The following is a 22,337-nucleotide window of genomic DNA, read 5'->3' as shown; positions in this document are numbered from 1 at the left end:
TGATTTGAAAGTTTCGCTTTTCCCCCGAATATTTCGTGACCCGGAGAATAGGTAAATTGTTCGTTACACGTCAAGAGACCGACGGCAGGTGTCTCCTCTCGGCGACGGACCGGGGAGGCGCGGGTCTCCGAAAGTTTTCGGTTAGTATTCGCCGCATGCCAACCAACCGGCGCGTGACCATCGCCTTGATCGCCGAGGAGGCCGGGGTCTCCGCACCAACGGTCTCGAAAGTCATCAACGGGCGGCCGGAGGTCGCCGCCGAGACCAGGCGACGGGTCGAACACCTGCTGCACAAACACGGCTACCGGCGCAGGACCGGCAACGACGACGGCCCCGTCGGGCTGGTGGACCTGGTCTTCGCCGAGGTCGAGAGCCCGTGGGCGATGGAGCTGATCCGCGGCACGGAGGCCGCGGCCCACGAGTTCGGCGCCAGCGTGGTCATCTCGGTCCTGCACAGCCACGCCGGGCCGGGCCGGGACTGGGTGGAACGGATCGCCGCCCGGCGCACCGACGGGGCCATCCTGGTCGGCTCCCGGATCAACGCCCGTCGGCACGGCGAACTGGCCGCCCGGTCGATCCCGTTCGTGGTGGTGGATCCGGAGGGCGAACCGCCGCCCGGAGTCGCCTCGGTCGGGGCCACCAACTGGAACGGGGGCCTGGCCGCCACCCGTCACCTGATCGAACTGGGTCACCGCCGGATCGGCATGATCGGCGGCCCCCCCGACATGCTGTGCAGCCGGGCCCGCGTCGACGGCTACCGGGCCGCTCTGGAGACCGCTGGGATCGCGGTGGACCCCGCGCTCATCGGGTACGGCGACTTCCTGGTCGACTCCGGTCGCGACCGGGGCCACACGCTGCTCTCCCTCGCCGATCCGCCGACCGCGATCTTCGCCGGCAGCGACATGCAGGCGTTCGGCGTCTTCGAGGCGGCCAGGCGCCGCGGCCTGCGGGTGCCGGACGACCTGTCCGTGGTCGGCTTCGACGATCTGCCGCTGGCCCGGTCCGCGTGGCCGCCGCTGACCACCGTGCGCCAGCCGCTCCAGGAGATGGCGGCGCTGGCCGCCCGGATGGTGCTCGACCCCGACCGGAGCGGCGGACGCGAGCCGCGTCGGGTGGAACTGGCCACCGACCTGGTCGTCCGGGAGAGCACCGCCCCGCCGTCTCGCTGAGAGCCGTGCCCGCCTCCGGCCGGGCCGAGTGACCGGCCGCCGGTCCACCCCTGCGGGAACATCCGCGTCACGGACGCCGGACGATGACGCACGCAATCACTGTGTATTACATATTGAGACAATCTCTCTTGAAATATGAGACCAATGCTACGGTCGGCACATCCGATCGAAGGAGTGGTCTTCCATGGCAGCGCACGATGCCGTCTACACGCACGGACACCACGAATCCGTGCTCAGGTCCCACCGGTGGCGCACCGCGGAGAACTCGGCGGGACACCTGCTGCCGTACCTGAGGCCGGGGATGTCGTTGCTGGACGTCGGGTGCGGGCCGGGCACGATCACCGCCGAGCTGGCGGAGCGGGTCGCGCCGGGGACGGTCACCGCGGTCGAGGTGACGGCGGAGGCGCTGGAGCTGGCGCGGGCGGAAGCGGCACGGCGCGGGCGGAGCGACATCGAGTTCGTCGTGGCGGACGCGCACGCGCTGGAGTTCCCGGACGACACCTTCGACGTGGTCCACGCCCACCAGGTGTTGCAGCACGTCGGCGACCCGGTCCAGGCGTTGCGCGAGATGCGGCGGGTCTGCAGGCCGGGCGGGGTGGTCGCGGTGCGCGACAGCGACTACGCGGCGTTCGCCTGGTTCCCGGCCCTGCCCGAGCTGGACGAGTGGATGAGCCTCTACCAGCGTGTCGCCAGGGCCAACGGCGGAGAGCCCGACGCGGGGCGGCGCCTGCTGTCGTGGGCCCGTGCGGCGGGGTTCACCGACGTCACGGCCACCTCCTCCACCTGGTGTTTCGCCACGCCCGACGACCGCGCATGGTGGGGCGGCATGTGGGCCGACCGGATCCTGAAGTCGGACATGGCCCGCCAGGCGATCGCCTCCGGCGCCGCGACCGAGGACGACCTGCGCCGCATCTCGGCGGGCTGGCGGGCCTGGGCCGGGGAAGCGGACGGCTGGATGTCGCTGCTGCACGGCGAGCTGGTCTGCCGGGTCTGAGCGGGGAGCCGGGCCTGAGCGGAGCCGGGCCTGAACGGGACCATGCCTGAACGGAGCCGGGCCTGAGCGGAGCCGGGCCTGAACGGGACCATGCCTGAACGGAGCCGGGCCCGGCGGAGGGGGCGCCCCGCGGCCGGGACGCCCCGTCCGGTCACTGCCGGGTGATGGTGACGTCGTCGATGCCGGCCTCGACCAGCGAGGCGCCGGAGGCGTCGGCGGCCTCGACGAGGACGTGGACGCTCTGCCCGGCGAAGGCGGAGACGTCCACGCCGGCCGCGGCCCAGGCGCCGTTGCGGTTGGCGGCCGAGCCGAGCTGCTGGAACACCTGGGTGGTGGTGGAGCCGACCACCTTGACCCGCAGGTAGTCGGCGCTGGAGGCGTTGGAACCGTGCGCCAGGTACCAGGAGAAGCCCAGCCTGAGCGTCCCGCTCGCCGGCAGGGTGATGGCCGGGGAGCGGACGCTGGTGACGCCGCCGTCGAGGTCGTGGTCGCCCGCCGCCGAGCCCGCCAGGCGGCCGGTGACCAGGTCGTTGCTGCCGCTGACGGTGGTGCCGAGCTGCTTGGCGCCGCTGGAGGAGGTGGCCTCGGGGTCACCGCGCTCCCACTGGCCGGCGGTGGCGGTGTCGGTGCCCGACGGGTTCGTCGTCCAGCCGGTCGCCGTCTCGAAGGTGTCGGAGTAGACCGTCACCGGCGGGTTCCCGGTGCCACAGTACTGCGACTCCTTGCCGATGATCCGGTAGACGCAGTCGGAGTACTCCAGGAAGCGCAGCACGGCCTCCCGGTTGCGGGTCGTCTGCGGGACGATCTGCTCGTCGGGCGGGTAGAAGCCCGGCGAGGCCCCGGTCGGGTACATCTCGAAGGTGAAGCTGAAGATCTTGTAGGCGCCCCACATCCAGTCGTCGATCGTGCCGTCGGTGATGTAGAGGTCGCTGGCCTGCTCGGGGGTGTAGCCGTTGGTGGAGGCCATGTTCTGGCCCAGGGCCGCGTGCGCGTCGCGGTCGTCCTGGCTCAGGCCGGGGGCGGTGTCGGCCGTGGTGTAGCCGTACGGCCACAGGATCAGCTCGCTGTAGGTGTGCCAGTCGATGTGGGACTTGATCTGCTGCACGCCGCCGACCACCCGGCTGCGGACCCAGTTGGCGACCGCCTTGACCTCGGGCGCCGATTCGGCCGCGGCGCCGCGGTAGGTGTCGCTGGAGGGGGTGGGGGAGGAACCGTTGCAGCAGCCCCAGTTGTAACCCCAGTTGCGGTTCATGTCGGTGCCGACGTAGGAGGAGCCGGAGTTGGGCTGCCGGTTCTTGCGCCAGGACCGGTAGGAGCCGGTAGCGATGTCGTACTCGCCGCCGTCCGGGTTGAGGTCGGGCATGATCCAGATCTCGCGGGAGTTCACCAGGCCCGCGATCCGGCTGTCGGTGCCGTAGCCGTCGGTGAGGAGGTTGAGCAGGTAGATCGCCATCTCGACGGTCAGGTGCTCACGGGCGTGCTGGTGGTGGGTGAACAGCACCTCGGGCTCGTTCTCGTCACTGGCGACGTTGTCGCTGATCTTGACCGCGATGAGGTCGCGGCCCTCGTACGAGGTGCCATAGCTGATCTTGCGGGCGATCGCCGGATGGTCGGCGACGATCTGGTTCACCGCGGCGGTCATCTCGGCGTAGTTGTGGTAGCCGGAGTCGGCCGGTGGGAAGTCGGCGAGCTGCTCCGGTTGCGCGGGGGATAACGACCGGGGGATGCGCGTAACGGTATGACCGAGTTTCCTGATGGCGGCGACTTCGGCCTCGGTGGCGGTGACCACGACCGAGTCGGAGTCGACCTGGTCGATCGCCGCGCCGGTCGCCGCGATCGCGTTGCGTTGCTGCGTGGTGCTCGGTCCCTGGACCTTGTACTGGCTGTTGGGGGGCGGTTCGGCCGACGCTCCCGCCCCGGTGATCCCGAGGCATAACAGCGCCAGCGCCGTGAGCACCACGATCAGACGACGTCTCACCTGCGTCCTCCTCAGACGCGTGATTAAGGGGGGTTGTCACGCGTCTGCACCGAGAGTCAGGCAGCACCGTCGATCGGCAAAGGCCCAATTTTCCGGCTATGTCGGTAAAGGCCACCGCCGGGCCGGGTAAAACTCGCGAAACTCGGCGTGTGGCCACAATCGGCCGCCGCGCTGCGGGCATGGGACGGTTGACGGAGCGACCGCGCCGAGGGGGCAGCCATGAACGCGGTCCGGATGAACCTGGAGCGGTTGGAGATTCCGGCGGCGGACGTCGTGCTGGAGGCCGACGTCGCGGTACCGCGGCCGGCGCGGGGGCTGGTGCTGTTCGCGCACGGCAGCGGCAGCAGCCGGCACAGCCCGCGCAACCGCTACGTGGCAGGTGAGCTCCAGCGGGCGGGTCTGGCCACGGTACTGGCCGACCTGCTCACCCCGGCCGAGGAACGGGCCGACGCGCTGACGGGCGAGTTCCGCTTCGACGTCGGACGGCTCGCCGTACGACTGGCGGCGCTGGCCGGCTGGCTGGCGAAGCACGAGCCGACGGCCGGCCTGCGCACCGGGCTGTTCGGCGCCAGCACGGGCGCGGCGGCCGCGCTCATCGCCGCCGCGGCCCGCCCGGCCCTCGTCAGGACGGTCGTCTCCCGCGGCGGACGCCCGGATCTGGCCGGGGAGGCGCTCCGGTCGGTCCGCCAGCCCACACTGCTGATCGTCGGGGAGGACGACACGGTCGTCATCGCGCTCAACCGCGAGGCGGCGGAACGGCTGCCCGGCGAACGGCGCCTGGAGATCGTCCCGGGGGCGTCGCACCTGTTCGAGGAGCCCGGGGCACTGGAGCAGGTGGCCCACCTGGCCCGGGAGTGGTTCCTGCGCCACCTGCCCCCCGCCGCCGGCGAGGAGTGGCCGCGACCGCGGGTGGCACCGGACTGACCCGGCCGCAACCCTGCCGGCCCCCTGCCGGAACACGGCTCCGGTCATGCCGGCCGGCACCTCGCCGAGGCCCGCCGGGACATGACCTCCGCGAGGGCCCCGGGAACCCTGGCCGGAACGCGGCTTCCGGCCAGGGTGCCGTCAGAACGCGACTTCGAACCAGAGGGTCCGGGAGCCCCGGGAGTCGTCCAGCACACCCCATCGGCGGGCGATCAGGTCGACCAGGAACATCCCCCGGCCGCTCTCGGCCTCCGGGTCGATGCGTACGTGCGGCGCGGACGCACCGGACCCCGCGTCGCTGACCTCGACGAAGACGGCGTCCGGCTCCACCGCCACGGTCATGGCCACCCGCCCGCCGCCGCCGGAGCAGGAATGGACCACCGAGTTCGTCACCACCTCGCTCACCAGCAGGATGACGTCGTCGGAGGCGGGGTGCCCCTCACCGAGGAGTTCCCTGACCCGGCGCCGCGCCACAGCCACCGATTCCGGGACCCCTCTGAGGGTCACGGTGGATCGAGGTGAGACGGCTTGCCGTCCGGTCGTCATCGTAGACCCCACTCCCCGACGCCCATATTCCATGCGCGTCGCGCTTCGAGATGGCACACTCACTCACGGTGAACTGTTCTATCAAGGACTGCAATACCTCATGTTGAGATTCCACAGTTTCCTGTCAGTAGGACGGAGGGAGGTAGATGCGTGGCTTCTCGGCGCAGCCCCACGGCCCGTCATCGCCGCCTGGTCGCTGAACTGAACCGTCTGCGAGAGAACAGCGGGTTGTCGCGGGTGGAGGTGGCCGAGCGGATCGGATCCACCGACACCACCGTCTGGAGGTACGAGACGGGACTGACCCGCCCGCGTCCCTCCGACGTTTCAGCCCTCACCGACGTGTACGGCGTGACCGGGGAGGCTCGCGACTCCCTGATCCAGATGGCCGTCGAAGCCCGGCGACGGGGCTGGTGGCACCCGCACCGGCAGGCACTCAAGCCAGGCTTCGACTCCTACATCGGGCTGGAGGCGGAGGCGTCGCTCGTGCGCACGTACGAGCCGCTGGTCGTCCCCGGCCTGATGCAGACCGAACCGTACGCGCGTGCAGTGATCGAGGCGACCTCCATCGTCCAGACCCCCTCCGAAGTCGAGGAGACGGTGTCCGTGCGCATCTCGCGACAGGAGTTGCTGCACAGACCCGGTGACCCGATCCACCTCGTCGCGGTGCTCGACGAGGCCGTGGTCCGGCGTCAGATCGGCGGACGCGACATCATGTCGGAGCAGTTGGAACACCTCGTCCGTCTCGGCGGGCTGCCCAATGTGGAGATACGGATCGTCCCGTTCTCCGCCGGGGCGCACGCGGCGATGGACGGCAAGTTCTGCCTGCTCAGCTTCCCCGACCCCGAAGATCCCGACCTGCTCTACCTTGAACAGGCCGCAAGCGGGCTGGTGCCGGACGATCCCAACCAAGTACACCGATACACCTCCATGTTCGGGAGCCTCTGCGACATGGCTCTCGACACGGAGACCTCGGTGGCCTTCATCGCCCAGATGGCGAGAAGGTTTTCCAGCCGTTAGGAGACAAGCAAGAGTGCGAGGGTCCACGATGGATCTGTCCGGCGCCCGGTGGCGCAAGAGCGGTCGCAGCACCGGAGGCGACTGCGTGGAGGTGGCGGTCGTCCCCGGCGACCCGGCGCTGGCCCGGCACAAGGCCGACGCCGATCAGCTGTATCTCGTCCGCGACTCCAAAGACCCGGACGGGCCCGCGCTGGCGTTCACGCGGAGTGAGTGGGTCGCCTTCGTCGGCGGCGTGAAGGACGGCGAGTTCGACTAAAGAGGACTTCCGGGGGGCCGTTCCGCGGCTCCCCCGGTGACCTCCGGCCGCCGCGCCCCTCAGCGCGGCGGCCGATCTTCTTCACCGTCGTGACCCGGGACGCACATCACGACCTGCGGGTCCGTCACCGCGACCGGCCGCCGGGCCCGTTCCACGGCGCGGTCGCGCCGGGCCTCGGCCCCCGTACGGGCGGCCTGTGCTCCCCCGGTGAACGCGACGACGCCCGCCCCCACGGCCGCCGCCGGCGCCGTGAGCCGAACCCGGCCGCCGGATTGCGGATGTGCGGCGAATACGGAACGAATGCACGGCGGAGATTCCCCGGGCACCATTGCCGGAGCCGGGAAGAGAAGCGATCCGGAATTATTTTTACGATTTTTCATGTGATTCGGCGATAAGTCGGCCGGATGTCAGGGATCATCCGGCCGCCCCCCTCCAGGGGTGATCATCGGCCGCCGGCGGATCCCGGCCCCGTCGGCCCACGCCCGCAATCCGGCGGCAGCCGCATGGTGCGCGAGCCGCCGACACGGCGCCGCTCCGCCCCCCGCCACCGCTCGCGGCCCGGAAGCCAGGCGGAGGACGCATCCCCGACAGACACCCTGCCCACAATGAGGCTTTTTGTACCTTTTTTACCTATAAAAGCGTTGATGGGGCTTTCCTAGGGTACGAGCGAGACATTCGAAGCACGATGCTCCCCACGCATTCACGCAACAGGGGCCGAATCCCACTAAGGCCATCTTTTCTGCGGTGCGCCGGTCGAGGCGGCCCAAGGAGGCGGACGCGCGGCGGGACAGCCGACAAGGAGTGGTGATCGTGAACAACGGAGCGCGGATAGCCCTTGCCGTGGCCGGAGGTTACCTCCTGGGCCGACGGCAGAAGTTGCGGCTGGCGATGGCACTGGCCGCCGCCGGCGCCACCGGCCGGCTGAGCGTGGGCCAGGGCAACCTCATCCAGCAGGCGCTGAAGGTGATCAGCTCCTCCCCGGAGCTGGAGAAGATCACCCAGAGTGTGCGCGGTGATCTGATGGAGGCGGGCAGGGCCGCCGCCAAGACCGCGGTGAGCAGGCAGATCGACTCGCTGAGCACCAGGCTCCACGACCGGGCCGAGACGTTGCGCAACCCGCTGCGGGCCACCGAGTCCGGCGAATCGGAGGAGGACGAGGAGGCCCAGGAGCCCGAGGAGGCCGCCCAGGGCCGCAGGAAGGCAGGCGGCCTGCGCAGCCGGGTGGGCGGCCTGCGCCGCAGGGCACGCCCGGCGGACGAGGAAGAGCCTCCGGGCGAGGAGGACGAGGAAGGCACCGAAGAGGAAGAGGAAGAAGAGGAACCCGTCAGGAAGCCGGCGCCCGCCCGCAGGCGTACCGCCGCCGCGAGCCGCGGCCGTGCGGCGACCACCTCCCGGGCCCGGCGCGAGGAGCCTGAGGACGAAGAGGACTCCGGTGAGGAGGAGGAGCCTGCCACGCCGAAGCGCCGGACGAGCACGCGAACCGCCCCGGCCGCCACCCGGACCAAGGCCGCAGCCGGTCGTACGCGGAGGTGAACCAGATGGCCGACACGTCGAGAACCCAGCCCGTGCGGGAGGGTAACCAGGAGTCGCCCAGGGACAGGCTCACCCAGGAGGTCCAGAACCTGCTGGGAGCGCTCGGAGAGCGGGCCCTGTCGTCCGTGACCGACAGGGTGGAGGGAGCCACCGGCCGGCTGGCCGACTACGCCCAGAACAGCGGATCGGGCCTGCTGAGCGCGCTGACCGGCGGCGGGTCCGGAAAGATGGACGTGGCGAAAGGGCTGGGCAAGATGGCGATCGGCGGCCTGGTCAAGAAGATCACCGGAGGCGGCAAGGGTGGCGGCGGGCGAAGCGGGAAACTCCGCCTGACCAACATCGTCGAGTCGATCGACGTCGGCGCCCCGATACGCGTCGTCTACAACCAGTGGACCCAGTTCGCGGACTTCCCGGGCTTCATGAAGAAGGTCGAGAGGGTCGAGCAGAAGTCGGACGAGAAGCTCGGATGGCGGGCACAGATCTTCTGGTCCCACCGGGAGTGGGAGTCGACCATCGTCGAGCAGGTGCCGGACCAGACGATCATCTGGCGGTCGAAGGGACCCAAGGGGCACGTCGACGGGGCGGTGACCTTCCACGAGCTCGCCCCCAACCTCACCCGTGTCCTGCTCGTCCTGGAGTACTACCCGCAGGGCCTCTTCGAGCGCACCGGGAACCTCTGGCGGGCTCAGGGCAGACGTGCCCGCCTGGAGCTCAAGCACTTCCGGCGGCACGTCATGAGCCGGGCGCTGCTGCACCCCGACGACATCGAGGGCTGGCGGGGCGAGATCCACGAGAGCAAGGTCGTCAAGGACCACGAGACCGCCCTGCGGGAGGAGGAAGAGGCCGAGGAGGGCTACGAGGGAGAGGAGTACGAGGAGGGAGAACCCGAAGAGGAGGAGTACGAGGAGGAGGAACCCGAGGAGCGCGCCAGAACCGAGGAGGAGGAACCCGAGGAAGAAGAGGAGGAGTACGAGGAGGAGGAACCCCCCGAGGAGCGAGAGGAGCGCGCCGAGACCGAGGAGGAGGAACCCGAGGAAGAAGAGGGCGGGGAGCCCGAACCCGAGGAACAGCACGGGGAACGTCCGATGCGCCGCCGCAGGCCCGCCGCCCGGAGAGGAGCGGACGAGGAGCCGGAGGAAGGCGGCGAGGAGGACGAAGGGCCCGAGGAGCCCGAGGAGGAGCGTCCGGCACGCCGCCGCAGGCCCGCCGCGCGCGAGGGCGGCGCCGAGGGGGAACCCCGGCGTCCACGGCGCAGAGCCGCGGCCCGCGCGTGATCCGGCGAGGACGTGAAGCGGTCGCCCGGAGGGGAGAGCAATGACCATTGTGCAGCCGTCGGGGGGCGGCAGGGCCGCCGGAGGCCGGTCCTCGTCGGGCCTGGCCGACGTCATCGACACGATCCTCGACAAGGGACTCGTGATCGACGCCTTCGTCCGGGTCTCGCTGGTCGGCATCGAGATCCTGACGATCGACGTGCGCGTCGTGGTGGCGAGCGTCGACACCTACCTCCGCTTCGCGGAGGCCACCAACCGCCTGGACCTCTACCAGGCCGGCGGGCAGAAGGGCCTGCCGGATCTCGTGGAGGGCGTGATGACGGGCGGCGGCGCGGCGAAGGCCAAAGGCGCGACGAGCGGGTTGCTGGACGCGGCCGGGGAGAAGCTCCGCGGCCTGACCAGCGGGTCCGCCGAGGACGAGTTCGAGGAGGAGGAAGAGGAGTACGAGCCCGAACCCCGCCGGAGGCGGCGGAGAGAGGAATGAGATGTCCGGCTCCACTGGAAAGCTCACGGCGGACGAAGCCGGGCGTACCGGCTCCGTCCCGAGCGGCGGCGCCTACGTCTACGGAATCGTCCCGGAGGACGTCGAGCTGACTCCCGACACGCGCGGGGTGGGCGACCCGCCGGGCCGGGTCGTCCTGGTCCGGCACGGCCGGATCGCCGCGCTGGTGAGCGACGTGCCCACCGACCGCCCCCTCGGCAGGCCCGACGACCTGATGGCCCACCAGCGGCTGCTGGACGAGGCCGCCGCGGAGGTCCCGGTGCTTCCGCTCCGCTTCGGTGCGGTGGTCACGGACACGCAGGCGGTCGTCGACGAGCTGCTCACCCCGTACCACGACGAGTTCCTCGCCGCGCTGAACGAGTTGGAGGGCCGGGCTCAGTACGTCGTCAAGGGCCGCTACGTCGAGCGGACCGTCCTGCGGGAGGCGTTCGAGGACGACCCGGAGATCGCCCAGCTGCGTGAGGAGATCCGCGACCGGTCCGAGGAGGAGACCTGGGACACCCGGATCCGGCTCGGGGAGCTGATCAACGAGGCGATCTCGGCCAGGCGCGAGGCCGACACCGGCACGCTGGCCGAGGCCCTCGCGCCGCTCTGCGTGACCGTCGTCATCCGCGAGCCCACCCACGAGTACGACGCCGCCCACCTGGCCCTGCTGGCGGAGACCCGCAGGGAACCCGAGATCGCGCAGGTCCTGGACACCTTCGCCGAACGGTGGACGGACCGGGTCGAGTTGCGCCTCCTCGGCCCGATGGCGCCGTACGACTTCGTGACGGCGCAGGGACAACAAGGCGGTGAGGAACCGTGAACCCGGTGAGTCTGCTCTTCGGCCTGCCGCTCGCGCCGCTGCGCGGGCTGGTCCGGCTCGCGGAGCTGATCCAGGAACAGGCCGAGATGGAGCTCCGGCACCCCGCGGCGGTACGGCGACGTCTGGAGGAGGTCGCCGAGGCCAGGGCCGCCGGCCTGATCTCCGCCGAGGAGGAGGCCGAGGAGACGGAGCGGATCCTCAGAGAAATGATCACCTGACCGAGCCCTCCGGTGCGGTCGCGCCGGAGGGGACGAGGGGAGCCACCACGTGCCTGTCAGGCGCAGAGTCCGCGACGAACGCGCTGCCGGCGACGCCTACGAGACCGCCGGCGACGACGCCCTCGACCAGGACGAGCTGGACGAGGAGGACGAGGACGAGTTCGACGACGAGCTGGAGGAACCGGAGGAGGACGAGGAGGAGCCGGCGCGGGCACCGCGCGGAGCGGGCCGCCGCTCCCGCAGACTGTCCGCGGCCACCGCCGGCATGGCCGGACTGCGCCACATCGCCGCCCTGACCGGCAAGCACACCGAGGGCGTGACCCTGGTACAACCGGCCGAGGACGGCTGGCTTGCCGAGGTCGAGGTCGTCGAGGACCGCCACGTCCCCTCGACGGGCGACATGCTCGCGCTCTACCAGGTCGAGATGGACCCGGAAGGGGAACTGCTGTCGTACCGCAGGGTGAGACGCTACCGGCGCGGCCGGGGCGACGGCGGCGGGACGGGCTGAGATGGCGGACGTGGCACGGACCGGCGGCGCGTTCCCCCGGGCGTACGGCGCGGGATCGCCCGGCCGGCAGAGTTCCGCCAACCTCGCCGACATCCTGGAGCGGGTGCTCGACCGGGGCGTGGTGATCGTCGGCGACATCCGGGTGAACCTGCTGGACGTCGAGCTTCTCACCATCAAGCTGCGCCTGCTCATCGCCTCGGTGGACACGGCGCGTGAGCTGGGCATCGACTGGTGGGAGCACGACCCGTGGCTCACCGGGAAGGCCCCCGACCTGGTCGAGGAGAACCGCAGGCTCCGCCGCCGGCTCGCCGCGGCCGAGGAGGGACGCCCGGAGCGCCGCTTCCTCGACGAGGCGGAGGACGAGCACCGCTCCCTGGGCGACACCGCGGAGGAACGCCGGCTCCTCGACGAGGCCACAGGGGAACGCCGTTCTCTGGAGAAGGCCGCGGGGGAACGTCGCTCCCCGGAGAAGCCAGCGGACGGTCCCGCGAAACGACCGTCCAGGAAACCGGGGAAACCGGAGAAACCGGGGAAGACCGGGAAGGAGGAGCGCGGTGGCTGAGTCGGGGACGTACCTCTACGCGATCGCCCGGGACGCGGGCCCCGCTCCCCCGGACGACGTGCCGGGGGTGGCCGGCGCACCCGTGCGGACGATCACCCATGACGACCTCGTCGCGTACGTGAGCCCCGTTCCGCTGGACCTGTTCGGCGAGGAGCCGCTGCGGCGCTCGCTGGAGGACCTGGACTGGGTCGGGGAGACGGCCCGCGCGCACCACCGCGTCGTGGAGGCCGTGGCCCGGCGGGCCCCCACCGCCCCGGTCCGGCTGGTGACCATCTACAGCGCCGAGGAGCAGGTCCGCGACCTGCTGCACCGCAGGCACGACGACCTCACCGCCGTGCTCGCCCGGGTCGCGGGGCGTAGGGAGTGGGGGGTGAAGGTCTACGCGGACCCGGCCGGCTCCTCCCCCGCCGCGGAGGAGCCGGCGGACACCGGACGGCCCGGCACCGCCTACCTCAGACGGCGCCAGGCCGGTCTGCGCAGCCGCGACGACGCGTGGCGGGCGGCGGTCGCCTACGCCGAGCACGCCCATGCCGTCCTGGCGTCCGTCGCCGTCGCCGCCCACCGGCACCGGCCGCAGGACCCGCAGCTGTCCGGCCGCGACGACTGGATGGTGCTCAACGGCGCCTACCTCGTCGGCGAGGACCGCGACGAGGAGTTCGCCGCGGCCGTAGACGCCCTGCGCGGGCAGGGGGTCGAGGTGGAGCTCACCGGCCCCTGGGCTCCGTACTCCTTCACCGCGCTGGACCTCGGCCCGGCCGGTGAGGAGGACGGACGATGACCCCCGAAGGAGGGCGGGCGATGCCCACCGACCGGTCGCGCGGGGCGGAACTGGCCGCCCGGGGACGCCTCCCGCCCGAGCGCGTGGCGCTGGTCGACCTGCTCGACCGGCTGCTGGCCGGCGGCGTGGTGGTGACCGGCGACCTGGTGCTGTCCATCGCGGACATCGACCTGGTGCGCATCTCGCTGCGTGCCCTGATCACGTCCATCCGCGCACCGGACGAGCCGGAGCCCGTCCGGTGGCCCGGCACGCCCCGGTCCGTGCCGCCACCCGGTACGCCCGGCGACGGGTGTCCACCGTGAACGGCGAACACGCAGGGCACGGTGCCGCGCGGGTGGGACGGGAGGCTCCCGCGGGCCGCGCGACGGTCCGGCCCGTGCGGTGGCGTGCCGACGCCTCCGGGAACGGGCACGCCAACCGGTGGCGCGCCGGCGGCCGGGCGACCGCGCGGCGCAGCCGGTGGCGGATCGACACCGACCCGGAGACGGTCGAACGCGACCTGAGCCGTCTCGTGCTCACCCTCGTCGAGCTCATCCGCCAGCTGGTGGAACGCCAGTGCATCCGCCGGATGGAGCAGGGCGACCTGTCCGACGAGCAGATCGAAGTGCTGGGCCTGACGCTCATGCGCCTGGAGGAGGCCATGACGGAACTGTGCGAGCGCTTCGGGCTCTCCCCCTCCGACCTCAACCTCGACCTCGGGCCGCTCGGCACCCTGCTCCCCACCGACTGACCCGCCCCCCTCCCCCACCGGGCGTGCCCCCGCCCCGGCCGGACGGGGCAGGCCGGGGCGGGGTTCACGGGATGAAGCGGGGTGAAGCGGGGCGGACGGGGCGGAACCGTCAGCTCAGGTCGGAGCAGCTCCTGGCGTCGGGGTCGGTCGCCGCCTTGGGAACCCAGCGGACGTCGGCGAACGAGGCCGAGAACGCGCCGTCGGTGTACACGAGGAACGGCGTGTTGACCGTCTCCAGGTCGAGCCCGGCCGCGGCGAAGCAGGAGATGGGGATCTTCACGGTCGCCTTCGTGCCCACGGGCAGACCCTGGAAGAGGGAGGTCGCCACCACCTCGCCGAGACAGGGGTAACCGCAGTGGACGCTGATCACGGTCCGGGCCGCCGGAGGCCGGTGGACGACGGTGTCGAAGACCAGAGCCCCGTCGGCGTTGAGGTAGCCGCGCAGGTCGGTACCCTTCGCCGGGTCCTGCATGTAGATCTGGGCCGGGCCGGTGCCGTTCCAGGTCGCCTTGAGGGCGTCCTGCTGCACGTTGACGTCGGCGGGGACCACGCCGATCGCGGAGTGCGCCGCCTCGCCGTCGGCACCGATCTCGGTGCCGCCCCAGTTGTCCGCCGATCCGATGAAGCTCCGGTACGGTGCGACGTCCGCCCGGTTGAAGATCTCCAGGTCCTCGTTCGCCTCACCGCCGCCGCCCTGTCCGCCGCACCCGGACGGGGGTGCGGTCTCGTCCAGCGTGCCGACGGACCCGCTCTGCCGGGAACGCAGGCCGTAGCCGAGGGGGAAGAGCGGGTCGTAGCCCTCGGTGCCCGCGTTGAGCGGTGTCTGACAGGCGGTCTTCGGCCAGGAGTACGGGAGCCTGCCGGTGTAGCCGTGCCGGTCCCGGCCCCGGACGAGCAGGTCCGCGACGCCGCCGCCCTCGGTGCCCGGCAGCCACGCGACCACGAAGGCGTCGGAGCGGTTGAGCTCCTTGTTGACCCAGAGCGGCCGGCCGGTGACGTAGACGGTCACCACCGGGACGCCCTTGCCGCTGACCTTGTCGAGCACCGCCAGGTCACCCGGGTGGAGCCTGGCCGCCTCCAGCGAACGCCTGCCCAGGTCGCCGACCCCCTCCGCGTACGGTGTCTCGCCGATCACGGCGATCACCGCGTCGTAGGCCGCCGGGTCGACGCCGTCGGCGGTCTCGGCGAAGGTGACGTCGGCCTCGCCGAGCGCCTCGCGCAGGCCGCCGAGGATCGTCGTGCCGTTCGGGAAGTCGGCGTTGACGTTGCCGGTGCCCTGCCAGGTCAGGGACCAGCCACCGGTCTGGTTCTGCAGGCTGTCGGCGCTCTTGCCGACCACGAGCACCCTGGAGTCGGCGGGCAGCGGCAGCACCCCGCCGTTGTTCTTGAGCAGCACCTGCGACTCGCGGACGGCCTCCCGGGCGAGTCTCCTCGCCTCCAGGGCGTCGGCCGACCCGGCGAAGGCCCGCCTGGAGGGCCTGGGCCCGTCGAGCACCCCGGCGCGCAGCTTCACGCGCAGGATGCGCGTCACCGCGTCGTCGATCCGCGTCATCGGGATCTCACCGCTGTCGACCTGCGCGACGGTGTTGGCGATGAAGGCCTTCCAGTCGTTGGGCACCATCACCACGTCGATGCCCGCGTTGATCGCCCGCGGACAGCTCGCGTTGGTGCACCCGGGGACCTGGCCGATGCCGTTCCAGTCGGAGACGACGACGCCGTCGAAACCGATCTTCCGTTTGAGGATGCCGGTGAGCGCGCGCTCGCTGCCGTGCAGCTTGCCCTCGGTGATACCGAGCTCCTCGTTCGTCCAGCTGTTGAACGAGACCATCACCGTCTGGGCGCCGGCCGCGAGCGCGCCGTAGTACCCCTGGCCGTGCAGGTTGATCATCTCGGCCTCGGAGGAGGGGTTGACCCCCTGGTCGACGCCCTTGAGCGTGCCGCCGTCACCGATGAAGTGTTTGGCGGTGGCGATGACCCCGCCCTTCCCGATACGGAGCGGGTTGCCGCCCTGCAACCCCCTGACGGCCTCGTAGCCGTAGGCACGGGTGATCCGCGGGTCCTCGGAGAAGCCCTCGTAGGTGCGGCCCCACCGGTCGTCGCGGGGAACGGCGAGCGTCGGGGCGAAGGCCCAGTCCTGACCGGTGGCCCGGATCTGCGCGGCCGTCGCCGCCCCGATGTCGCGGACGAGGCAGGGGTCCTGCGCCGCCCCCAGGCCGATGTTGTGGGGGAAGATCGTCGCACCGTAGACGTTGTTGTTGCCGTGCACGGCGTCGATGCCCCAGATGACGGGGATCTTCGTCCTGGTGGCGACGGATGCCGCCCAGTAGGCGTCGGCCAGATCGAGCCAGGCCCGCTGCGGGGCGTGTTTGTCGCGTCCCGGCCACGAGCCGCCGCCGTTGAGCACCGAGCCGATGAAGTACCGGCCGACCTCCTCCGGGGTGATCGCGGCGATCTCCGGTTGGGTCATCTGCCCGACCTTCTCGGCGAGCGTCATCCCGGCGACGATCTTCGCGATCCGCCTCTCGTCGGCCGGGTTCCGTTTGATCCCGCTGCTGACCTTCGGCCAATCGGCGAGTGTGGGAAGGTTCTTCTCGATGCGCGCGCAGCCGCGGGCGTCCAGCGCGGGTCTGCCGATCACCGGCTGCCGGCCGCCGCGCGCCGTCTCAGCGCCTGCGGTCCCGGCACTCGCGGTCACGGCACCCGCGGCCTCGGCACCCGTGGCCTTGGCGCTCACGGTCTCGGCACTCACGCTTGCGGAGCCGGCGGTCCCGGTGCTCGCGGCCTCGGCGCCCGCGCCGGGCAGCCCGGTGGCACCGCCGGCCAGGACGGCGAGGCCCGCCAGCACCGCGAACCCGCTCCGGCGGGCACCCGAGCGGGCGAAGGGTCTGGTCATGGAGGGTCCGTTCTCAAGACGACACTTCGACGGTCGTGGCGGCCCCCCGAGCCCGCACTGCGCAGATCCTGACCCCGGGACAGGGGATGAGTCAATAGGCGAGCGAGAGCGCTCTCTGAGCCGGGCTCGTCCCCTGCGAGTGATCTAAGTCCTCAGCAGCGCGTTGAACAGGAGATTCATCATCAAGCTCTGCGAGCGAAGGCGGAGTCAGACGCCGAGAGGACACTGTGGTGGAGCGCTCTCCAGAGAACGCCGACGGGACGGCCGGAGCGCGGGCCCCGCCGGCGGCGCCGGGAAAGCCTCCGGCGGCGGGCCCGGCGACGCTCCCGGCGCCGGAGAAGCGGATCACCCGTGGGACCCGGCGCGGAGCTCCTCGGGGATCACACCGGGCACACCCCGCAGGCTGAACAGCGAGACTGCCGCCAGCGCGGCGATCATCCCCGCGGCGGAGAGCGAGGTCACCGCGACCGAGCCGACGAACGCCTCCCGGGCCGCGGCCACGACCCCCGCCCCCAGTTCGGCGGGGAGTGCCGCGGCGGCCCGCATCGCGGTGGGCAGCGACTCCCGGGCGGCGGTGGCCGCCTCCTCCGGCAGCCCCCCGGGCAGCCGGAGAGCACCGCGGTAGGAGCCGGTGAGGATGCTGCCGAGGACGGCGATGCCCAGCGCGCCGCCCAGTTCGAAGAAGGTCTCCGAGATGGCCGCCGCCGCACCCGCCCGCTCCTTGGGCACGCACGCGAGCACGGTGTCGTTGGTGACGGCGAACGTCAGCCCGATGCCCATGCCGCAGACCACCATGGGGACGAGGAGGAACGTGTACGAGGTGTCGAGACCGATCCGGCTGTAGCAGGCGTAGGCCGCCGCCGCCGACGCCAGTCCCAGGGCGACCGTGCGGGCCCGGCCCAGCCGGGAGATCAGCCCGGCCGCCAGCGCACCGCCGACGGCCGCCGACAGGCCACCGGGCAGGCCCGCCAGGCCGGCCTGCAGAGGGGACCAGCCGAGGACGAGCTGGAAGTACCAGGCGAACAGCAGCGACAGCGCGGACATCCCGAAGATGGCGACGAGGTTGGCGCCGACCGACGCGGAGAAGGCCCGCCGCCGGAAGAGCCGGACATCGATCAACGGTTCGGCCAGGCGCGTCTGCCGCCGTGCGAACAGGACCAGCGCGGCCGTCCCGGCACCCGCCGCGACCAGGACGCCGGGTTGTGCCGGTCCGTACGACGCCGCCTCCTTTACAGCGTAGATCAAACTTGTCACGCCGGCCAGCGAGAGCAGAACGCTCGCCGGGTCGAGCCGGCCGGGGGCCGGATTCCGCGATTCGGGCAGCACCACCAGCCCGGTGACCACGATGACCGCCATCACCGGCAGGTTGATCAGGAAGACCGAGCCCCACCAGAAGCGGTCGAGCAACAGGCCCCCGACGACCGGTCCCAGGGCGAAGCCCGCGGCGCCCATCCCGCTCCAGACACCGACCGCCGCGGTCCGCTCACCGGGGTCGGTGAACACGTTACGGATGATCGACAGGGTGGAGGGCATGATCGTGGCGCCTGCCACACCGAGCAGGGCACGGGCGGCGATGAGCAGCTCCGGGGTGGGTGCGTAGGCGGTCAGCGCCGACGCGGCGCCGAAGGCGACGGACCCGATGAGGAGCAGGCGCTTGCGGCCGATCCGGTCGCCGACGTTGCCCATCGTGATGAGCAGGCCGGCCAGCGCGAAGCCGTACGCGTCGCCGATCCAGAGGATCTGGGCGGCCGAGGGCCCCAGGTCGGCGGCCAGCTGGGGAAGCGCCAGGTGCAGCACGGTGACGTCGATCGACAGGAGCGCCGCGGCCAGGCAGGCGATGGCGAGAACCGCCCACCTGCGGCGGTCGGCGGCGGGAGAGTTGTCCGTCATGGGCGCCAGCGTGGCCGCCGGCGCTGACGGCCCGCGCACCGGCCGCTGACCGCGTGTACCCGCCCCGCACGACCCCGCGCACCACCCGCGCGTACCCGCCCCGCACCCACCCCCCGCACCGGCCGTCGGCCGCACGCGTACGGGCCGGCGACCGGCTGCCCATCGCACGGGTACGGGCCGGCGGGCCCCGTCACAGGCCGAGGAGCGCGGCCACCTCGTCGCGTGACAGGCGTGCGCCGGTGAGCCACTCCTCCTCGTACGCGTCGGCGCCGAGCCGGGCACGGGCGGCCTCGGCGACGCGGACGACGTCGGGATGGGTGGCGGGATGGGCGGCGGGCGGGGCGGTCCCGCGGGGGACGGCGGCCCCGCTCAGCGCGACGGCCGCCCCCAGCAGGCGGGCGGCGCCGGCCGTGTCCCCCTCCAGCAGCGCCGCCTCCGCCAGGCCCTCGACGGCCGCACCCGCCACGGACGGGTACCGGGAGAGCGCCGGGACGAGCACCTCGCCGTACCGGGCCCTCGCCGCGGCGACGTCACCGCCCGACGCGGCGATCCGTCCCAGGTCGACGGTGACGCGCAGCCGGGTCTCCTCCGCGGTGTACCACTCCAGCGGGCACACCTCCAGGGCCCTGCGGGCGTGGGCCAGGGCCTCGGCGAGGTCCCCGCGGAGCCGGGCGACCTCGCCGAGGCCCCGGTGGGCCTTGGCCAGGATCTCAGGCGCACCCGCCCGGCGGGCGTGCTCGGCCGTCAGGAGGTACTCGGCCCGCGCCGTCTCGAGGTCGCCGTCGCGGACGGCCCACCGGGCCCGGCGGTGGACGAGTTCGGCGATGTCCTCGACCGACCCGAGCTCCTCGGCCAGCCGCAGCGCCTCACCGGCCAGGGCACGCGAGGCCGCCCGGTCATCGCGCAGGTCGGCGCAGTCGGCGAGCTCCATCAGGGTGAGCGCGCTCCCCCACCGCTCCCCCACCGCGCGGAACAGGCCCAGTGCCTCGCCGAAGGCGCGCTCGGCCGCGACGGCGTCACCTCGGTGCTGCAGGAGGAAGCCGTAGCCGAACCGGAGCAGGGCACGCAGCCACGGGTCGGTGACACCGTCCCACCGCTCCCCGGCCGGCCCCGGCCCGATCTCCTCCGGGCTGACGGAGGCCGGGCCGGTGAACATGGACCACATCATGGCCAGGAGCGGGTACCGGTGCGGCCGGCCGATCGGCGGGACGAGCGGTGCGACCGTCTCCGGCGGGGCGGGCGGCTCCGGCGACCGCCGCTCACCGGAGGAGGCGACGAGCACGCACATCGCGTACTCCTCCTCCAGCCCCTCGACCGGGGCGGGCCCGATCGCGCCGAGGAGGTCGGCGGCCAGGCCCGCCCCCTCCGAGCGGCGTCCCCGCACCCACCAGTACATGGCGAGCCCGGCCACCAGCCGCAGCCCCAGCGCGGCCCGGCCGGTGGCGGCGGCCCAGCGCAGGGCCGCGTGCAGGTCGTCGCCCTCCTCGTCCAGCCGCCGCAGCCACTCCAGTTGCCCCGCGCCTCGCAGCGCGGGATCGGCCTCGGCCACCAGGTCCGCGTAGTACGCGCCGTGCGCCTCCCGGCGCTCCTCGGTCTCGCCGCGCTCGGCCAGCCGTTCCGCGCAGTACGCGCGGATGGTCTCCAGCATCCGGTAGCGACCGCCCACCTGTTCGACGAGCGACTTCTCCGCCAGGGAGCTCAGCAGGTCGACGGCCTCGGCCTCCGGCAGCCCGCACACCCGTGCGGCGGCCCCCGGGGTCGCGCCGCCCGCGAAGACGGTCAGCCGGGCGGCCAGGAGCCGTTCGGCGTCGTCGAGGAGGTCCCAGCTCCAGGCGACCACCGCGCGGAGCGTCTGGTGGCGGGGCAGCGCGGTGCGGCTGCCCCGCGACAGCAGCCGGAACCGGTCGCCCAGCCGGGAGGCGACCTCCGCCAGCGGCAGGGAACGCAGACGCGCGGCGGCCAGCTCCAGGGCGAGCGGCAGGCCGTCCAGCGCCCGGCAGACATCCAGCACCTGCCCGACGTTGGCCTCGTCGACACCGAACCCGGGACGGACGGCGGACGCCCGGTCGGCGAAGAGCCGTACTGCGGGCACGGTCGCCGCCTCCTCCGCGGCCGTGCCCGCCGGCGGCACCGGCAGCGGCCCGACCGGGTGGATCGCCTCGCCGGTGATGCCGAGCGCCTCCCTGCTGGTGGCCAGGATCCGCAGCCGGGGGCAGGCGGCCAGCAACCGGTCGGCGAGGTGGGCGACCTCCGCCACCAGATGCTCGCAGTTGTCCAGGACGAGCAGCATCGGGCGGCCGTGCAGCGCCGCGGTGAGCCGGGCCAGGGGGCTCGGCACCGGGCGGCCGGGTTCCGGGGGCGGGAGCAACCCCGCGTCGCGGACGCCCAGCGCGCCGAGGACGGTCTGCGCCGCCTCCGCGCCGTCGGCGACGGGGGCCAGCTCGGCGAAGCACACGTCGGCCCGGTCCCCGGCGGCGACCTCCCCGGCCAGCCGGGTCTTGCCCGCGCCGCCGGGGCCGACGAGGGTGACCAGCCTCGCCCGGCCGAGCAGCGCGCGCAGCCGGGACATCTCGTCCTCGCGGCCGACGAAGCTGGTCAGCTGGGCACGCAGCCCCAGCCGGGCGGGCCCGGCGCACTCGGCGGGCCCGGACAGCCCGGTGTCCGGGACGGGGGCGGTGAGCGGGCCGGCCGAACCGGGGTTCTCGCCGGAACCGGCACCCGAGGCCGGGACGGGGCCCTCGCCGGAACCGGCACCCGGAGCGGCGGCGGCGAAACCGGTCGGATCCGGGCCCGGGGCCGGAGGGGGCAGCAGCGTGCCCGGTACCGGACCGGTACGCGTCACCCCCAGGGCCGGGTCGGCTCTGAGCATGGCCAGGTGGACGGCCGTCAGCTCGGCCGACGGGTCGACGCCGAGCTCCTCGCCGAGGACCCGCCTGGCCCGGCGGTAGACCTCCAGCGCCTCGGCTTGGCGCCCCGCGCCGTACAGGGCCCGCATGAGCTGCGCGTGCAGCCGCTCCCTGAGCGGGTGGGCGGCAGCCAGCTCCCGGAGCTCCGCCACCAGCTCCCGGTGCCGGCCCAGCTCCAGGCCGGCCTGGACGCGGTCCTCCACGCAGTCGAGCCGGAGCTCTTCCAGCCGGGCCGAGGCCGCCGGGGCGAACGGCGCGTCGCCGACGTCGGCCAGCGCCGGACCGCGCCAGAGACCGAGCGCCTCCTCCAGCAGCGCGGCGGCTCGGCCGTGCTCACCGGCCGCGAGTGCCCGGCGTCCCCCGGCGGCGAGCCGCTCGAAACGATGCGCGTCGACCGCGCCGGGGTCGGCCGCGAGCCGGTAACCCGCCGGATGGTACTCGACCACGTCCCGGACGCCCAGCACCCGGCGCAGCCGGGAGACCCGTGACTGCAGGGCGTTGGCCACGCCCGCGGGGGCGTCCGCCCCGTACAGGCCGGTGACCAGCCGCTCGGCGGTCACGACCTTCCCCGCGTCGAGGAGGAGGAGCACCAGCAGAGCGCGCATCCCCGGCCCGCCCGGGGGGATCTCGCCGCCGTCGCCGCGCCGGATCCGGGTGGGGCCGAGGATGTCGAACCGCATGGGTCGATTATCGGGGCTCGTCCGCGGCCCGGAAGGTCACCGGCCGGAGCGCGCCCCGGTCCGCCTGTCGTGATCGCATGGGTGGGACGCACGGCGGCCGGGTGCCGGACGGCGGGTCCGGCGGCCCTTCCGCACCCGCTCCGGCACCGTCGCGGGCACGGCCCGGACGGCATGACC

Annotated in this window: 20 protein-coding genes; 15 read left to right on the top strand and 5 right to left on the bottom strand. The window is 72.8% G+C overall.

All coding sequences use genetic code 11. The annotated features are described in order from the left end of the window. Positions 1-155 precede the first annotated feature (155 nt). Together F4562_RS27990 and F4562_RS27985 are read left to right on the top strand one after the other, a co-directional pair. Complete coding sequence (locus tag F4562_RS27990; protein WP_184541468.1) at positions 156-1,169, top strand: LacI family DNA-binding transcriptional regulator; 1,014 nt, start codon at positions 156-158, stop codon at positions 1,167-1,169. 184 nt (positions 1,170-1,353) lie between these two features. Further along, positions 1,354-2,163, top strand: a complete 810-nt coding sequence (locus F4562_RS27985; RefSeq protein ID WP_184541469.1) for a class I SAM-dependent methyltransferase — start codon at positions 1,354-1,356, stop codon at positions 2,161-2,163. 151 nt (positions 2,164-2,314) lie between these two features. On the opposite strand, the gene F4562_RS27980 is transcribed toward F4562_RS27985, so the two are convergent. Beyond that, positions 2,315-4,141 (bottom strand): M14 family metallopeptidase, encoded by a 1,827-nt coding sequence (locus F4562_RS27980; RefSeq protein WP_184541470.1) that lies wholly within the window; start codon positions 4,139-4,141, stop codon positions 2,315-2,317. A gap of 219 nt (positions 4,142-4,360) precedes the next feature. Here F4562_RS27980 and F4562_RS27975 point away from each other — a divergent pair, with 219 nt between their 5' ends. After that, positions 4,361-5,065, top strand: a complete 705-nt coding sequence (locus tag F4562_RS27975; protein WP_184541471.1) for a dienelactone hydrolase family protein — start codon at positions 4,361-4,363, stop codon at positions 5,063-5,065. 141 nt (positions 5,066-5,206) lie between these two features. On the opposite strand, the gene F4562_RS27970 is transcribed toward F4562_RS27975, so the two are convergent. Continuing rightward, a complete protein-coding gene (locus F4562_RS27970) occupies positions 5,207-5,545 on the bottom strand; it encodes an ATP-binding protein (protein WP_184541472.1) in 339 nt (112 codons plus the stop codon). Between the two features lie 216 nt (positions 5,546-5,761). Between F4562_RS27970 and F4562_RS27965 the strand changes: the two genes are divergently transcribed. From F4562_RS27965 to F4562_RS27910, 12 genes are all read left to right on the top strand, one after another. Beyond that, positions 5,762-6,628 carry a helix-turn-helix domain-containing protein gene (locus tag F4562_RS27965; protein ID WP_184541473.1) on the top strand — a complete coding sequence of 289 codons (867 nt, stop codon included), beginning with the start codon at positions 5,762-5,764 and terminating at the stop codon, positions 6,626-6,628. 28 nt (positions 6,629-6,656) lie between these two features. Further along, a complete protein-coding gene (locus F4562_RS27960; RefSeq protein ID WP_184541474.1) occupies positions 6,657-6,884 on the top strand; it encodes a DUF397 domain-containing protein in 228 nt (75 codons plus the stop codon). Between the two features lie 810 nt (positions 6,885-7,694). After that, complete coding sequence (locus tag F4562_RS27955; protein WP_184541475.1) at positions 7,695-8,417, top strand: hypothetical protein; 723 nt, start codon at positions 7,695-7,697, stop codon at positions 8,415-8,417. A gap of 5 nt (positions 8,418-8,422) precedes the next feature. Further along, entirely contained in the window at positions 8,423-9,691 is a 1,269-nt protein-coding gene (locus F4562_RS27950; protein WP_184541476.1) for an SRPBCC family protein, read from the top strand. A gap of 40 nt (positions 9,692-9,731) precedes the next feature. Then, complete coding sequence (gene gvpJ / locus F4562_RS27945) at positions 9,732-10,172, top strand: gas vesicle protein GvpJ (RefSeq protein WP_184541477.1); 441 nt, start codon at positions 9,732-9,734, stop codon at positions 10,170-10,172. Position 10,173: 1 nt separating this feature from the next. Next, a complete protein-coding gene (locus tag F4562_RS27940; RefSeq protein ID WP_184541478.1) occupies positions 10,174-10,995 on the top strand; it encodes a GvpL/GvpF family gas vesicle protein in 822 nt (273 codons plus the stop codon). Further along, positions 10,992-11,213, top strand: a complete 222-nt coding sequence (locus F4562_RS27935; protein ID WP_184541479.1) for a gas vesicle protein GvpG — start codon at positions 10,992-10,994, stop codon at positions 11,211-11,213. Before F4562_RS27940 ends, F4562_RS27935 begins: the two co-directional genes overlap by 4 nt. 49 nt (positions 11,214-11,262) lie before the next feature. After that, positions 11,263-11,721: a gas vesicle protein GvpO gene (gvpO, locus tag F4562_RS27930; RefSeq protein WP_184541480.1), complete on the top strand. Its 459-nt coding sequence runs from the start codon at positions 11,263-11,265 to the stop codon at positions 11,719-11,721. A gap of 10 nt (positions 11,722-11,731) precedes the next feature. Then, positions 11,732-12,283 (top strand): gas vesicle protein, encoded by a 552-nt coding sequence (locus F4562_RS36490; protein ID WP_246473584.1) that lies wholly within the window; start codon positions 11,732-11,734, stop codon positions 12,281-12,283. Further along, positions 12,276-13,061, top strand: a complete 786-nt coding sequence (locus tag F4562_RS27920; protein ID WP_184541482.1) for a GvpL/GvpF family gas vesicle protein — start codon at positions 12,276-12,278, stop codon at positions 13,059-13,061. The genes F4562_RS36490 and F4562_RS27920 overlap by 8 nt, the downstream gene beginning before the upstream one ends. Next, the gene (locus F4562_RS35370) at positions 13,058-13,363 is read left to right on the top strand and encodes a gas vesicle protein (protein WP_246473583.1); all 306 of its coding nucleotides are present in this window, start codon (positions 13,058-13,060) and stop codon (positions 13,361-13,363) included. Before F4562_RS27920 ends, F4562_RS35370 begins: the two co-directional genes overlap by 4 nt. Positions 13,364-13,437: 74 nt before the next feature. Next, positions 13,438-13,791, top strand: a complete 354-nt coding sequence (locus F4562_RS27910) for a gas vesicle protein K (RefSeq protein ID WP_184541483.1) — start codon at positions 13,438-13,440, stop codon at positions 13,789-13,791. Between the two features lie 109 nt (positions 13,792-13,900). On the opposite strand, the gene F4562_RS27905 is transcribed toward F4562_RS27910, so the two are convergent. The 3 genes from F4562_RS27905 to F4562_RS27895 form a co-directional block, all read right to left on the bottom strand. Beyond that, positions 13,901-16,684, bottom strand: a complete 2,784-nt coding sequence (locus F4562_RS27905; protein ID WP_221206926.1) for a glycoside hydrolase family 3 N-terminal domain-containing protein — start codon at positions 16,682-16,684, stop codon at positions 13,901-13,903. A 345-nt stretch (positions 16,685-17,029) separates the two neighbouring features. Continuing rightward, positions 17,030-18,574: an MFS transporter gene (locus F4562_RS27900; protein ID WP_184541484.1), complete on the bottom strand. Its 1,545-nt coding sequence runs from the start codon at positions 18,572-18,574 to the stop codon at positions 17,030-17,032. A gap of 190 nt (positions 18,575-18,764) precedes the next feature. After that, positions 18,765-22,160, bottom strand: coding sequence for an AfsR/SARP family transcriptional regulator (locus F4562_RS27895; protein WP_184541485.1), 3,396 nt, complete (start codon positions 22,158-22,160; stop codon positions 18,765-18,767). Positions 22,161-22,337 lie beyond the last annotated feature (177 nt).

It is taken from the genome of Streptosporangium becharense, from assembly GCF_014204985.1.
In the GTDB taxonomy this organism is placed as follows: Bacteria; Actinomycetota; Actinomycetes; order Streptosporangiales; family Streptosporangiaceae; genus Streptosporangium; species Streptosporangium becharense.
Note: the sequence above shows the minus strand (reverse complement) of the source record. Positions and strands in the feature narration are given on the sequence as shown.

Coding starts and splice junctions, on each gene's coding strand:
- F4562_RS27990 (WP_184541468.1), top strand. CDS start 156: ATGCCAACCAACCGGCGCGTGACCATCGCCTTGATCGCCGAGGAGGCC.
- F4562_RS27985 (WP_184541469.1), top strand. CDS start 1,354: ATGGCAGCGCACGATGCCGTCTACACGCACGGACACCACGAATCCGTG.
- F4562_RS27975 (WP_184541471.1), top strand. CDS start 4,361: ATGAACGCGGTCCGGATGAACCTGGAGCGGTTGGAGATTCCGGCGGCG.
- F4562_RS27960 (WP_184541474.1), top strand. CDS start 6,657: ATGGATCTGTCCGGCGCCCGGTGGCGCAAGAGCGGTCGCAGCACCGGA.
- F4562_RS27950 (WP_184541476.1), top strand. CDS start 8,423: ATGGCCGACACGTCGAGAACCCAGCCCGTGCGGGAGGGTAACCAGGAG.
- gvpJ (WP_184541477.1), top strand. CDS start 9,732: ATGACCATTGTGCAGCCGTCGGGGGGCGGCAGGGCCGCCGGAGGCCGG.
- F4562_RS27940 (WP_184541478.1), top strand. CDS start 10,174: ATGTCCGGCTCCACTGGAAAGCTCACGGCGGACGAAGCCGGGCGTACC.
- F4562_RS35370 (WP_246473583.1), top strand. CDS start 13,058: ATGACCCCCGAAGGAGGGCGGGCGATGCCCACCGACCGGTCGCGCGGG.
- F4562_RS27905 (WP_221206926.1), bottom strand. CDS start 16,684: ATGACCAGACCCTTCGCCCGCTCGGGTGCCCGCCGGAGCGGGTTCGCG.
- F4562_RS27900 (WP_184541484.1), bottom strand. CDS start 18,574: ATGACGGACAACTCTCCCGCCGCCGACCGCCGCAGGTGGGCGGTTCTC.
- F4562_RS27895 (WP_184541485.1), bottom strand. CDS start 22,160: ATGCGGTTCGACATCCTCGGCCCCACCCGGATCCGGCGCGGCGACGGC.